Origin of the sequence: Croceivirga thetidis (assembly GCF_012272815.1) — a bacterium.
In the GTDB taxonomy this organism is placed as follows: domain Bacteria; phylum Bacteroidota; class Bacteroidia; order Flavobacteriales; family Flavobacteriaceae; genus Croceivirga; species Croceivirga thetidis.
Window position 1 is genome coordinate 770154 of the sequence record NZ_JAAWWL010000001.1, and the last position, 14414, is coordinate 784567.

Annotated in this window: 11 protein-coding genes; 2 read left to right on the forward strand and 9 right to left on the reverse strand. The window is 37.5% G+C overall.

Going from position 1 to position 14414, the window contains the following annotated elements; all coding sequences use genetic code 11:
- The 8 genes from HCU67_RS03465 to HCU67_RS03500 all read right to left on the reverse strand — a co-directional run.
- Positions 1-1020 (reverse strand): Calx-beta domain-containing protein (locus tag HCU67_RS03465; RefSeq protein WP_168551190.1); only part of this gene is annotated, 1020 nt, incomplete at its 3' end.
- A gap of 17 nt (positions 1021-1037) precedes the next feature.
- Positions 1038-2549: a hypothetical protein gene (locus HCU67_RS03470; protein ID WP_168551191.1), complete on the reverse strand. Its 1512-nt coding sequence runs from the start codon at positions 2547-2549 to the stop codon at positions 1038-1040.
- A gap of 199 nt (positions 2550-2748) precedes the next feature.
- Positions 2749-3948, reverse strand: a complete 1200-nt coding sequence (locus tag HCU67_RS03475; protein ID WP_168551192.1) for a CHASE2 domain-containing protein — start codon at positions 3946-3948, stop codon at positions 2749-2751.
- Complete coding sequence (locus HCU67_RS03480; RefSeq protein ID WP_168551193.1) at positions 3945-4733, reverse strand: hypothetical protein; 789 nt, start codon at positions 4731-4733, stop codon at positions 3945-3947. Before HCU67_RS03480 ends, HCU67_RS03475 begins: the two co-directional genes overlap by 4 nt.
- Positions 4706-5848: a CHASE2 domain-containing protein gene (locus HCU67_RS03485; RefSeq protein ID WP_210423614.1), complete on the reverse strand. Its 1143-nt coding sequence runs from the start codon at positions 5846-5848 to the stop codon at positions 4706-4708. The genes HCU67_RS03480 and HCU67_RS03485 overlap by 28 nt, the downstream gene beginning before the upstream one ends.
- Before the next feature lie 88 nt (positions 5849-5936).
- The gene (locus HCU67_RS03490) at positions 5937-7661 is read right to left on the reverse strand and encodes a hypothetical protein (protein WP_168551195.1); all 1725 of its coding nucleotides are present in this window, start codon (positions 7659-7661) and stop codon (positions 5937-5939) included.
- Positions 7658-8314 (reverse strand): hypothetical protein, encoded by a 657-nt coding sequence (locus HCU67_RS03495; RefSeq protein ID WP_168551196.1) that lies wholly within the window; start codon positions 8312-8314, stop codon positions 7658-7660. Before HCU67_RS03495 ends, HCU67_RS03490 begins: the two co-directional genes overlap by 4 nt.
- A complete protein-coding gene (locus tag HCU67_RS03500) occupies positions 8307-9788 on the reverse strand; it encodes a C1 family peptidase (RefSeq protein WP_168551197.1) in 1482 nt (493 codons plus the stop codon). Before HCU67_RS03500 ends, HCU67_RS03495 begins: the two co-directional genes overlap by 8 nt.
- A gap of 374 nt (positions 9789-10162) precedes the next feature.
- Between HCU67_RS03500 and HCU67_RS03505 the strand changes: the two genes are divergently transcribed.
- A complete protein-coding gene (locus tag HCU67_RS03505; protein WP_168551198.1) occupies positions 10163-11926 on the forward strand; it encodes a 1-deoxy-D-xylulose-5-phosphate synthase in 1764 nt (587 codons plus the stop codon).
- Positions 11913-12998 (forward strand): DUF3078 domain-containing protein, encoded by a 1086-nt coding sequence (locus HCU67_RS03510; RefSeq protein ID WP_246865694.1) that lies wholly within the window; start codon positions 11913-11915, stop codon positions 12996-12998. Before HCU67_RS03505 ends, HCU67_RS03510 begins: the two co-directional genes overlap by 14 nt.
- Here the strand turns inward: HCU67_RS03510 and dgt are convergent.
- A complete protein-coding gene (gene dgt / locus HCU67_RS03515; protein WP_168551199.1) occupies positions 12995-14347 on the reverse strand; it encodes a dGTP triphosphohydrolase in 1353 nt (450 codons plus the stop codon). The two genes, HCU67_RS03510 and dgt, sit on opposite strands and share 4 nt — an antisense overlap.
- Positions 14348-14414: the final 67 nt, after the last annotated feature.

Sequence of the window (14414 nt, forward strand, 5' to 3'; positions counted from 1 at the left end):
CACCGTCTCGGGACCCTCCACAAGTGCATCGTCCAAAGGGTCGATGCTCACCGTGCCCGTGGTCGCTCCGTTGGCTATCGTGACCGAGCCTACCAATGTGGTGTAGTCCGTGCCCTCCGTGGCCGTGCCACCTACCGTATAGTTCACAAAGATGTCGCCTCCACTGTTGTTCGCCTGGTCAAGGGTCACCGTAAAGGTACCGGGGTCAGCTGGGTTCTCAACCGCGTCAGCATCCGTCGCTGCTATGGTGGCCAAGGGCACTCCATTACATGGGGTATCTTGAAAAATAGTTTCATCAAAAGCTCCAACGAACCAGTCACCATTCGCTACCCTAGTATCTGCATTAACCTTGTCAGAGACTTCTATACAAAATGGCCCAGGATTACTTCCTAGGGCTAGGGCCCCAGTAAGCACTAATTGGGTGTCGAAAAGTGAAAAATCAAAATCTCCAGATAACTGATTATTGGAAAAATTTAATATTCGCAAAGCAGAATTATTTTCAAGTAATAGACTATTAATAACGTTATTATTGAGTCCTACAACCTCCAGATTAGTCAACCCTCTTAAATCAACTGTTTGAATAGTTCCTATTCCATTTCCAGTATTACCGTCAAAGCCTCTAAAATCAATTAATTCCAAATTTGCCCTTAAATCAATATTGATTATCGGGTTGTTTTGTGCATATAAAAAACGAAGATTAGTAAATGCTTCCAAACCAACCAGTGAAGTGATGCCAATTCCTGTAGTATTAATTACCGGTTCATTGTCAGGATTTGCTCCCGAAAGACTTAGAAAGGCAACCAACTCAGCTTCTTCAGCACACACAGAACCTGTACCTAGTGGATCAAGATCAACAGGGTCGCCATTAATATCCCTGATGTTATTTGAATTGGTAGGGTCTAATAAAAACGTTTCTAAGTTTCCATCTCCAAAAACAACTGCAGTACAATCTTGACCAAATAAAAAGTTTACTGTTCCAAAGACAGTAACTACAAAAATGATTGCAATCTTTTTTCTCATCACATTTCTGTTTTTAATTACCTCCTTCTTTTATTACGTCTTCTATTACGATCGCTTCGCGAATTTTTATAATAGGCATCGTCCCAGTCTTCATACCATGGACGAAGTACTATTGCTCCTGCCTGACTCTTGACTTTTTTTAGGCCAGGAACTCCTGTTCCTCCCCTTGCAAACCTAAACCTTCCCCCTACACCCACTCCCAAGGCCTTTCGGTCTTGATCGTAGGAAATGACGAAATACCCAGATATTTCTTGTCTTTCATATCTTGGTGAGAATTGTATTAGGGTAGGCACCCTAGTAGTTTCCAAAGTTGTATTGCTTGTCAGGAAACTTCTTCTGTAGCTTGCATTGAAATAGACATTCTTTTCTAACTTGACATCCGCTTCAACAAACAAGGCAGTAGGTAATACCACCCAAAGTTGACCCCCATTTTGTTCAGCATCGTAGGTTACATTTGGGTTTGTGGCACTTATCTGTTCCAAACGTTGAATGAGGTTGGTCGAATTATTAAAATTGTTACTATCCGTTGTTACGCTTGGTACATCAATAATGGTTGGTCCCGATATTGTTATCGTATCTTTTCCAAATTTGTCTTCGTAATTCAGGCGCCCTAAATCCAGTATAGAGGCTGATATTTTTGCAACATACTTGTTGACCGCTTTTTCATTTTTAGCTCGTGCACCACTATAAGAACTTCTTTCGGTACGAAACTCCATTGATACCCCAAAATCACCAGCAACACCAAGTTTACTCTTCTCATTTTTTAAGAAATCGCCAACTTTTGGGTTATTTTCGCTAAATGTCTGGAGGTAGGCGAAACTACCCGAATTTAGCGTGAGGTTGTTGTTCTGACCATTAAAACTTCCTGATAATTCGGTGAGATTATTACCAGTATTTTCCATTTGAACATAACCCAGTCCCCTTGTTAATTTAAGTGAACCTCCGACTTTAAATGAAAACAATTCCTCACTTCGAAAAGCAGCTGAAGCTGAAAGTGCATACTCTTGCCAATAATGCGCGACTGCATTAAAATTTGCGAGGGTAAATGCAAAGTCATTCGTGCCAAAACCTTTCGCCAATCCACTCCATAATTCACGATCATAATTCACAAAATTCATACTGGCCCTTTGCTTCAATGCTAATCCGATTGCGAAATCATCCTTTATTGATTTAAAACCTGAAATCTGGGCTGAAAATTGAACATTAGCGCCTTGCTCTCTTGCAACGGTTTGCAGTGCATTATCTCCTAAATTTGAAGAGAACCCCATTACATTAAAAATATGATCGGGACTTAAGTTAAAACCACCTAAAGAAGGTGCCAGTTGGGTATCGGAAGAAAAATAGTTAAAAGAAACACCTAATTCGCCCTGGGAACGACTATAACCCAGATGTGCCGGATTGTCAAGACTTGACAGCATTGGTGCAAAGTTATCATAACCCAATGCCGATTGGGCTGTGATAAAGGTACTTATCATCAAAAACGTTCCTAATTGGAAGTATTTGAGTGAAAGACGAAAATAGTATTCCATTCTACGAACTAGGTTGGATGACAGGTTGAAACTATCTACTTTTGGGGGGAAGCATAAATATCGGGCAAAAGATATTGCCAACTCACACTCTCGGCAAAATATTTCCTTCAGATACACGAATTATCTACAAACTGAACCATACAAACCTATTTCAAGCTTTTCTGCAATGCAATACCTTGTAATAGGTATTTTAATGGGATTACTTGATATAACTTTTAAATTCGAACTTCGTCTTCAAATATCGAATCAGATGTTTGTAGTATTTTACAAATCCAGCCGTGTAGATGGTCATTATTATGATAATTGTTGGTTCTAAGGCTACGTTGTTTTGAAATAGCCAAAGACATATTCCAACAAAACAAAACGCAAAAACGAACAGGACCAATTTTCGAACTGTTCTATAGCTGATTTTAAGCTTTCTATCCAACCGTAGAAAATAAATGCTGACCATGTAACTAAATAGAAAAATCAATATCCCTTTTTCAAACATGCTCAATTCTAAAAAGAAATCATCGTTCAAGAGCATGTTTGCAATATTTGCATGTATGGTTATACCGTACATATCTGGAATTCCCTTGCCAAGTGGATGTTGATTTAATGGAGTAAAATGCTTATCCTCAACGTCATATGGATTACCTGTTGGGAATCCCATGTATCCAACAATAACCAATTTTCCTTTTAATTTATCTAGGTGCTTGCCTTGCAAGATAGTCCTTGCATTAAGATGGCTAAACGATTGAAAGTTACCATAGAATTTAATTCGCTTTCTTTCTTTGAGTTTACGTTCAAGCCCGTTTGTATTCCAAATTTGCCCACTATTCCATTTTCGAACTAACTGGGCCGCAAAAGCATATTGCCTTGTACCTTTACTTTCCGTTATACCTACAAAAGATCTAATAATGCCCGTTGCTTCAGCAGTAGTCAAATTCACATAACCCGATGTGGTATTATCATCTGAAACCACACTTTTTAGACTGTCTGACAAAATGGAAGCACGAATCACATTTTGTTTCGATAATTGTGATTTCAGTTTTTCTGTTGTTTCTGAATTACCATCTTGCCTAAATACGATATCCACTCCTATTAAAGCAGGATTGGTTTTATTTATAATCTCAATAAGATTGGCAATTTCTTCTCTATTCAGATCTTCAATGTTTACCAAAACCAAATTTTCATTTGTCTTATCGCCATTGGAATTAAAGACCTGATAGTAAGCATCCAAAAAACTAAAGTCCTTAAAAGAATGAAGTAGAGGGTTAAAATAGGATATTGAAAAGAGTATTGATGAAAATAGGGCGAATGTGAGTAAGGACAACAAAGTGCAAAAAAGCGCATCTTTGATTAATAAAATGCGCCTACGTTTTCGCTTCTCTTTTTTGGTTGCTTTATTTTTTGTCAATCGAAACAGAAATTTAAATCACGACAAAGACTTTCCTTTATGATCTCTTCAGAAACACCTAAAGCTTCGAACTCGGCAATTAATGGTTTATATTCTTTCATACGAGTTTCAAAGTCCTCTTGATTCATTAAGTCAAAGGAGAGGAACTCAAGATAAGCAGCTTCTTGGTTATCATCGGAAGAAATGGCCCATTGATATTCCTTACCATTTTCCAAAAGGTCACCCCCAATTGGCAATTCCAAATAAGTACCATTAGTTGCTAATTTTAACATTTGTTCTGAACCTGCCTGCTGCAAATAGAAATAGTGCCTTCCGCCATCTTGGGTCGGTTTCCATGAAAAATTCAATTCTTTTCCGAAAACAGAAACACTGTCCAAAGGGTACAAGGGTATTGTTGAGTTCGATGCCCTGAATACAACCCCGACATTGTCATTGCTCCGCTTCTCCCAAAGTTTTTTCCAAACAAATTTTAGATACTTGACAACACCATTTTCTTGGACCTCTTTCTTCTTGTAATGTGCAATACGACCATAAGGCAAGGTTACCTTCTTCTTTATTTCATAAAGAGCCCCATTTTGATCAGATAATAGCAGTTCATCATTTTCGCCAAGTGTTAAAAAATTATCCTTTGCTACGAACATTCCTTTAGCCAACACTAAAGAATCATTCAACATTGGTTCACCTGTTACGTGAAACACATAGTAACTGTCTTCTTGACCCTTAACAATCAAAGACAATAATAGACAGGTTAAAATCATTAATCTTGAAAAAAGTAGCTTTCCCATCCGAATTTATTTTTCATGTAATTAGATAAAATTTTGTAGGCCCATATGCATTCAATACTCAAAACTGTGTACCAAATAAGTTCTGTAATCTTAAAATAGATATTGTTCGATAGCAACCACAAAGCTAGTATCACAAAAAATATGGTAAAACATAATTGTGTCAGTTTTCTAACCAGCATATATCGTTCTATTCTTCTCTTATTCAATTTAATAAAATATGAAATTGCAACAAAAGTGAGCACAAAACCTACCAACAGCAATACCCAAACTGGAACTTGTATTAATCGTTTTTGCTCAACCAACATTTCAATAATATTAGCGTGAATAACCAAGCCAAAGGTGTCTGGGGCAGATTTCCCTACAAATTCTTGGTTTAAAGGGGTAAAATGTTTGTCTTCGATATCATAAACATTACCTGTTGGGGTACCCAAGTAGCCTAATAAAACGATTTTATTTGCCAGAACGGGCAAGGATTTACTTTCCAAAATTTCATCAGCATCGAAGGTTAGAAAGTACTGCCTTCCGCCACTGTAATTTATTGGAATGCTTTTATCGCTAATATTTTTCCATTCTATTTTTCGTTGTCTTCCTAAGAAATGTTGCGCCACCCGATGGGGAAAAGAACTAAATTCAAACCCATCAAATATTTTTTTGGCTTGAAAAGTCCGTATTACAGCATTGTAACTGTCAAAATTAAAGTTGGCATATCCTAATTTATGTCTAAAAACTCCTAGTTTAGGGTCGTTTTTAACGAACTGTCTGTTCTGAATGGCGAAGGCAGAAATTACGTTTTCTGGTTGCAAAGCCTCCCATAGCTTTTCATCTGTAATGGGTTCTTTTTCATGATCGAAAATCACGTCAACACCAATAACTTTTGGTTTTTGTTGTTGTACCAATTCAATAAGATTTGCCAATTGAGCTCGACTTTGGTGTTGCACATTTACCAAAACAATGCTTTGGCTAATCTTTTGCTCATCAGAATTAAGCTTTTCTGCATAGTAGGTATCCAAAAAACTAAACTCTTTAAAAGCCAGTCGATAAAGATCAAAGGCGCCAAAATTGACCAACCTTGTAATACCGAACATCGTAAATAGAATTACCGCTGAGAACAGCATACAGCGTAAAGTGTCCTTAAATAAAAGTAAGTTTGATTTATTAAGTTTTAGACCTTTAATTGGCAATGACTTAAGTTAATAGTATTTATTAGGGTTGTGTTTGTGTTCTAGTTTCAAAACTTAGTCCTTCAACTTTTTTGGTAACAATACTTGCTTCCAGCACTTTCGAATCTCGCGTTGTTACAATCTCAATTTTATAGTTGTGGGGGAATTTCACACCATCAACATCTCGATACTCACCATTCTTGATTATTGTTTTTGTAAGCTGGTTGTAGACAATTTTTCCCTTTTTGAATTTCTTAATTTCATTCTTCAGTTCCGTACCTTCCAATAAGCCATTATCCACACGGTAATACCTACTTTGTTGAACACGAGATAAAAAACCAGTTCGGTTTTTGTCCAGAGTTTCTTTAACCTTTTTTTCCTTCACCTCAAGTTGATAACAACGGACCCCATTGAACTCTAAGGTATCTTTTATTGAGACTAGTCCAGGGCTTGCAAATAGATTAAAATCCTCTAAAAAGTCACCCGTACTGGAACCTATAAAATTTCTAAACTCAACCTCATTCATTTGTTCATTAGGATGCATTCCCGCCTTCCAACTACTTTTATTTGGATATTTATAGTACAACGTATCCCTTAAAATTTGATAGTGGAGCTTTGATTTTCTATCCGTGCTCTTATCTAAGATGATCAAATGAAAAGGCGACTTTTGCTCATAGGAATAACGATAGGTAAATCCTGGTTCACTTGACCTAGTGGTATTTTCTATGTAGGTCATTTGTTCTATACCATTAATTTTGGTTAAGCCACCCAAAGCGTTAAAATAGCGCTTTAGAATTCCTTCAACTGCGTCCTGTTCCTTTTTGCGTTTCTCTTCAAGGGCCAATCTAGCTTTTTCTTCAGCTTTTTCCTGCGCAATTTTTGCCTTGCGCATATCTTCTAAACGCTGTTGTTCCTTCTGTTGGGCAATCAATGCCTCTTTATCTGCTTTTTCTTGTGCAATCTTGGCCTTGAGTTCCTCTTCTTTACGCAATCGCTCACGTTCTGCTTCTTCTATTTTCTTTCTTTTTGCATCTATCAATTGTTGTTTTAAACCCTTGATTTCTAGGTGGAATTTATCTATTGCTGCTTGGTTTTTAGCAATTCTGGTTGGGTTATCGTCAACAACTTTAAACCAACCTTCAAAAGCTGCCTCCATTCGCGCGATACGCCCAGGATGGCTTGCCCAACTAGGAGTAACCAATTTTTCAATAGCCCTTACAGCAATTAAGGTTTCATCTAAACTTGCTCCATATCTTGCCAATGTCTTACCGGCATATTCATCGGCTTGTATTTCAATACCCTTGTTACTTCCATCATACTCTTCTCTATGACCATTAACCAAATGCCCAATTTCATGTGCCAGAACAAAATAAGCCGCATATTTACTTTGGTTTTCTGAAGCCAAATTTGTCAACCATTCTTGATTGTAAACAATATATTTTAATCGCCTACCATTTTTGTCAACATAAATATTTGCCAAGGCATTATTCCCTGCTTTTTCTGCACATTCCCGAATATTAAATCTCGCCCCGATACTTAATTCATCAAGAAAATCATCGATTATTCTTCTTGCCTCCCCTTCTGTGATTTTATCAAAATTTGAATTGAATCCAGGTCCCGTATTTGACCTTGGGCACAATTCGTCTAATTGAAGAATATTTTCGAATTTAATGGTCTGATAGGTTGTTTCTTGATAATTCTGTTGACTAAAAACAAAACCTATACTTCCAAATAGGGAAATCAAGACTGTCGCAAATTTCTTCTTCATTTCTTCGCTTTAAAAGTTTCGATTAACTCGCTCAGCTTGTCTGTAATCTTATATTTCTTTCGATTATTCAGACTTGCAACTAACATGTTTTGGCTACTTGGGTCAATTAGCAATGTTAACTTTTCTTCTTCTCCTTCGAGAAGAATTTGGTATAAAGGCTCAAATACTTCTTTTGTACTTGAAAAATCATCATTTTCTTTTGCTGGAAAGCTTGAAGAGCTAAGTAGTGCCTTAATAAAGGCTTTTTTTGAATCTTCACTCAGTTCTGAATCAAGATCTAATTTTCTCGAACCTATATCCGTAGTTCGTACATGAAATAACAGTACTTTATCTACTGTTTCAAAAAATGATACCTGCTCAACCGACCAAATCAGGGTTGAATCTGACTGCTTTACCAATACCGAATCTTTAACTCTAATGATTGTCTTAGCAGTATCAACCCTCTTTTCAACCTGTTGCTCCTTCGTCTTAAGAATTACACTATCCTTTAAATCTTTGGTTTCACTTTTTTTGTCCGATGGGATAATCGAGTCTTTAGAAGCCGCTAGTTCAGTCGATACCTTTAGTAGCTGCTGCTTTCTACTTTCAGGCTCTTGCCCTTTACAACAAAAAAACATCAAGAATAAAACCAATATGAAGTGGTGGCTATTCATCTTCTATTTTATCTTCTTGAAAATCACTACGTCTAATATCCAATGATAAAATGGCTGCTGAACCCTCTTCAAATTCAGCATCAAAGCCAAGAATATCATTTTTTAAAACCATGTCTTCTTTGGCAATCAGTTTTTCTTGAAGAACAGTATAGAAACGGTCAACAATTGGACCATCCATTGCATCAACTTTTTCTTTGACCGATTGTATATCAAGTTCTTCCAAGGAAACTATGGCAATGGTATAATCTGATTGCACATCATTGGTATTGAGCTCGAATCTACCCATCTGATTCTTATCATTCATACCAGGTATCAAAACCGAAGCGTCGCCAGAACTTACATAAGAGCTTATAGAATCATTTACCGGGAACAATCTTGATACTGGATGTTTAACATCAGCACCTAAGACGTACACATATGCAGGTTGATTGATATTGGCCCTTATAAAATATTGTGTTTTCATTTCATACTCATCTTTGGTAACGTAATCAACTACGCCGGCACCTTCATCATTGTAAACAGTTGATTGACGATAACCTAAGCCCCCAACAGTACTGGACCGCTGAGCAACTTCAATCGGAAAACCAAAACTTTCAAGTTCTAATGAAGCGGACAACTTATTTTTTACAATTTCATCTACTTGAGGTATTTCTTCAAATACCAATTCAAAACCATAATAGACTTCTTTACCATAGTCAGGATAGCGAATCCACATATATCCATCATTGCCCCAATCTTCACCCCAACTATTGATTATTTCGAATGCTCCTTCACCAGGTCCAAATTTATTATCATCATAACCAATAACAGTCATTGCGTGATTACCATAAGGTATAGTATCCGGTTCGTAAACCACTTTTGCTGAAAGAAACGAGTTTTTAACTTTCATTCCCATAACCACAGGTTTACCTTCTGCTAAAGCTTTTCGTGTTTGACGGACCCTACTCAAGAAGCTCTCTTTGTTATGAAAAAGTTTAGTGAACTCTTTTAACTTATATCCCTGAGTTTTGGAGTGTACACTATCAGGAATCCGGTTTGCACATAAATGAGGAAAATCTTTAAAATAAACCGAACCTGTTTCTTTAAGAGTTTGCAATGCGGTGGGTATTCCTATTCCCCTTTCACATGCCGTATCTTCTTGCAACTTTACACTTCTATATAAATAGAGTGGAGAAAAAGCCAAATCTGAAATGGTTGCATTATCAATAATCTCATTATCCCTTGCAAAACTTATGGTCTGAGCATAATAGGCTGTCGCCCAGCCAACACATGTTCCGGCACCTCCTTGGTTTTTAATTGCTGGAGCATATTGACGCAAGGAAACCTTGTCATTATCAAAACTGGTTCCTTGATATCCAACGTTACGTGCTTTCAAGGGTATGTTCGCATAACCCTCATCGTCAATTTCCAAGCCAGTTCCTAATTGGGCCAAACCCAAAATCGGAATAAAAAATAAGAGTATAGTTTTTTTCATTTTCAAAAATGTTTGTCCGTGTTAATGACTTAAAATAACCCTAATGGGTATGCACAAAGTGATACCTTTTTTAAGGATTCTAATTTGGGGGGAGATATTGAATTACCACAAAAATGTCGCAGTTCAAATCGTAAATTAATCATTATAGCCATAAGCAACAAAATTTACTCCAATAAGAACATTTTTTACCGATTAAAGTACTCTGACCTAAGCGCCACAAAAATCCTTATTCATCCTAAATTAAGACGGTAACTATTTGATAGTTAAAATTCAAATTCAGGGAAGGCAAGGTAATTTTTAACGCCACAAATCCGCAATACCCTTAAATGGGTAATTGGCCGCAAAGGATGATTTAAAGTATTTTTGAGGTTCGCATGCACGCGTTACTCCAAAATATCGACTCCCCAAAAGACTTGAAGAAAATTCCGGTCTCTGAATTGCCCCATTTGGCTTTGGAACTCCGTGACTTTATTATCAACATTGTGGCTACCAAAGAAGGTCATTTAGGTGCAAGTCTTGGTGTAGTTGAATTGAGCATAGCACTTCATTACGTCTTTAATACTCCTAAAGACAAACTCATCTGGGATGTTGGACATCAAGCGTACGTTCATAAGATTTTGACCGGTAGAAAGGATATTTTTGAAACCAACAGGCAGCTTGGTGGAATCAGTGGTTTCCCAAAGCGAAGTGAGAGTGAATATGATGATTTTGGAACAGGACATAGCTCAACCTCTATTTCTGCGATTTTAGGAATGGCAATCGCTTCCAAACTCAAAAATCATCCGAATCTAAATCACATAGCTGTAATTGGAGATGCTTCAATTGCGAGTGGAATGGCATTTGAAGCATTGAATCATCTTGGGGAGACCGATGCCAATGTACTTATCATTCTTAACGATAATGCCATTGGTATAGACCCAAGCGTTGGAGCATTAAAGAAGTATCTGACCAATGTCAAAAAAGGTACTGCTAAAGAAGAAAACATCTTTGAATGCCTTAACATCAACTATTCTGGTCCGATTGATGGTCATAACCTTGATACTTTAATTGCGGAATTAAAAAGGCAAAGACAACTAAAAGGCCCGCGATTACTTCATGTAATAACCACCAAGGGCAAGGGACTTAAGAATGCGGAAGAAGATCAAGTCTCGTATCATGCCCCTGGTAAATTCGATGTGGTCACAGGAGAAAAATATCCAAAAAATGCTGAAGGATTACCTCCAAAATTTCAGGATGTCTTTGGTCACACAATTGTTGAACTTGCCGAAAAGAATGAAAACATTGTTGGGATTACCCCAGCCATGCCAACAGGAAGTTCTTTGAAATTTATGATGGAAAAATTTCCCGATCGTGCATTTGATGTAGGAATTGCAGAACAACATGCAGTTACCTTAGCGGCTGGTATGGCAGCTGAAGGCCTTATTCCATTCTGTAACATCTACTCTACTTTTTTACAACGTGGTTATGACCAGGTTATTCATGACGTCGCCCTGCAAAATCTTCCTGTTGTTTTCTGTTTGGACCGGGCAGGTTTAGTCGGTCAAGACGGTCCTACACATCATGGTGTTTTCGATATTGCCTTTCTGAGATGCATTCCGAATTTGATAATTTTTTCACCTTTAAACGAGGTGGAACTTAGAAATATCATGTACTCGGCACAATTGGGTTTAAAACAACCTATCGCCATACGTTATCCTCGAGGACGAGGGGTAACCATTGAATGGAAGCAACCATTCTCTAAAATTGAAATTGGAAAGGGAGAAATCCTTAACCAAGGAAGTAAGGTCGCATTTCTGACTTTTGGTCCAATTGGCAATATGGTAAGCGAAGTATTGATAGAAGTTAAGGACCCAAGCCTTTATGGGCATTATAATATGCGTTTTGTAAAACCTTTGGACTATACTTTGCTAGATGGCATTTTTGATAACTATGAATATTTAATTACAGTTGAGGATGGTTCCGAAAAAGGAGGATTTGGAAGTGAAATCATGGAATACGCGAATCAAAAACAGTATCGTGGCATCTTAAAACGATTTGCTATCGTAGATAGGTTCATTGAACACGGAACAATTCAGGAATTACACGAAATTTGTGGACTTAACAAAAAAAGCATTCTCGAATATCTTGAGACTATTTAAAGCGCACATTCTAAAGTTATTTTTTCTTTCGGCCTTTTTGAACTTGTCACCAACCTCATTGTTCGCTCAAATTCAAGAAAGGGATAGTGTTTTTGATCAAACCAATGCCACCCAAACAGACACCATAGTTATTCGATGGCCTCAAAAGAAAGCCAAAATTGTAAGTAGGGGGCTTAAAGACCTTACCCCAGAAGTACTTTTGGTCAAACCAAAAACCCTTGTGAAAAAGTACAAAAAGATTACGCCTTTTTCTTTATGGGAAAGTCAAAACCAATTTAGTCTCAACATAAACGAAGTAGCCTTTGTTAACTGGAATGCAGGTGGTGAAAACTCAATTTCAGGACTTGCGAATCTAAACTTAGCACGCAATTACAAGTTTGGCAACATAACTTGGGCAAATGAACTTCGATTGCGTTACGGAATCAATATACAAGAAGGGCAAGGGTTGCGAAAAACAGATGACTTCATCAAATTCTCTTCCGTTTTTGGATATCGAAAAGATTCAGTAACCCCTTGGTATGCCTCTGCTAAATTGAATTTTAATACACAGTTTTCTGATGGTTTTCGATTTCCTGAAGAAATCCCTATTTCTAGATTCATGGCGCCAGGATATCTCTTTCTTGGGGGAGGGGTCACCTTTGAACCCAAGGATAAAAAATTTATTCTATACGTATCACCATTGACTCAAAAATCAACTTTTGTATTGGACGAAACCTTGTCAAACCAAGGAGCCTTTGGTGTACAACGTGGAGAAAAAACCTTTACCGAACTGGGTTTTTTGGTCACAAATAGCTGGGAAAAGGAAATTCTAAAAAACATTCTGATGAACCATCGGTTGACTTTGTATACCGATTACATAAGAAGTTTTGGCAATGTAGATTTTGATTGGGAAATGAACTTTACCCTAAAAGTCAATCAATATGTAAATGCAAATATTGGCACTCATCTTATCTACGATGATGATATCAAGTTTGATGAAGTGGTCGCTGAAGATGGTACGGTCACAACCCCTGGTACTCCCAGAATCCAATTTAAACAGCTACTGGGTGTAGGTTTTGTCTACAAATTCTAAATTCGATTACCACTAATCATACCATTAAGATGTACTGCTGCACTATCGGATAAACCCGCGACAAAAGTGGCTGCAGTTAGCAAAATATCATAGGTGCTACAATCCTTGCCCAATGGTTCAAGACCCAAAGTCTGCAGCAGTAATTCATCGTATTGGTTGGTTTCTTCATTTGAGAAATTCATCAACGTATTGGTTGAAGCGTCCAACAAGTTTTTAAGGATACGATAACCTGCCAGTTCTTTCTCAACAACCTCATCTGAACGGTAAACCTTGTCAATGCATAATTTGATGATATCGTCTGTCTGGGCTTTGTATTTACTATGCTTTAAAAGCGAAACTTCAAAATCACCTTTTAAAATTTCTTCTTCATTCGATAGGAAAATGGAACAGGTATCATTTATCAAATTACCAATAGCCATGGCCCTTAAATATGCCAATCGTTCCTGACCTCCTTTAATTTGATTGAACTTTTTAATATTAATTGTATCCTTAACAAGATTAATCAAGTACTCCAAGGCATAGTCCTCTGATATCAGACCCAAATTAATTCCATCCTCAAAATCAATTATGGTATAACAAATATCGTCCGCAGCTTCAACTAAAAAGGCAAGCGGATGTCTTCTATATCGAATACCTTCTCCAGACTTTCGTTCGAGTCCCAAATCTTCGGCTAATTCCAAAAAAAACTCTTGTTGTGATTGAAAAAATCCAAACTTTTTATCGGAAACATCAGAGGTAGGTTTTTTTGGGAAAGAAGCTTTTGGATACTTCAAAAAAGCCCCAAGGGTGGCGTAACTTAAACGATTGCCACCCGGAATACCCGCTTTAGATTCAACCAAAAGTTTAAAACCATTTGCGTTCCCTTCGAATTCAGCCAAATCCTGATATTGCTTGGTACTCAATTCAGATTTGAACCGGTTACCGTTACCATTTTTAAAATAGGAACCTATAGCTTTTTCGCCACTGTGACCAAAAGGTGGATTCCCTATATCGTGAGCTAAGGAAGCTGCAGCTGTTATGGCACCAAAATCATTGAAATGAAAACCCTGATTTGCCAATTCGGGATATTTATGCAGTATTTGAAGCCCAACCCGTCTACCTAAACTTCGAGCCACAACCGAAACTTCTAAACTATGGGTCAATCTTGAATGCACAAAGTTCTTTTTTGCGGCCATGTTCACAGGCAAGGGCATTACCTGGGTTTTGTCTTGTAAACTTCTGAAAGGAGATGAAAACAAAATGCGATCGTAATCAACATCAAAGCCCATGCGGGTTTCATCCTGTTTGTGGCGCTCCCTTTTCTCGGTATCCCCATATCGTTTTAAGGAAAGAAGTTGTCCCCAATTCATACAGTGAAAATTTGGCGTAAGATACGTCTTCTATGTCCGACTATTGAAATCAGCGGTAAGGTTAAGA

Bases quoted from the DNA above. Each gene is read 5' to 3' on its own strand.
- HCU67_RS03470 (WP_168551191.1), bottom strand. From the start codon at position 2,549: ATGGAATACTATTTTCGTCTTTCACTCAAATACTTCCAATTAGGAACG.
- HCU67_RS03480 (WP_168551193.1), bottom strand. From the start codon at position 4,733: ATGGGAAAGCTACTTTTTTCAAGATTAATGATTTTAACCTGTCTATTA.
- HCU67_RS03485 (WP_210423614.1), bottom strand. From the start codon at position 5,848: ATGCTGTTCTCAGCGGTAATTCTATTTACGATGTTCGGTATTACAAGG.
- HCU67_RS03490 (WP_168551195.1), bottom strand. From the start codon at position 7,661: ATGAAGAAGAAATTTGCGACAGTCTTGATTTCCCTATTTGGAAGTATA.
- HCU67_RS03495 (WP_168551196.1), bottom strand. From the start codon at position 8,314: ATGAATAGCCACCACTTCATATTGGTTTTATTCTTGATGTTTTTTTGT.
- HCU67_RS03500 (WP_168551197.1), bottom strand. From the start codon at position 9,788: ATGAAAAAAACTATACTCTTATTTTTTATTCCGATTTTGGGTTTGGCC.
- HCU67_RS03505 (WP_168551198.1), top strand. From the start codon at position 10,163: ATGCACGCGTTACTCCAAAATATCGACTCCCCAAAAGACTTGAAGAAA.
- dgt (WP_168551199.1), bottom strand. From the start codon at position 14,347: ATGAATTGGGGACAACTTCTTTCCTTAAAACGATATGGGGATACCGAG.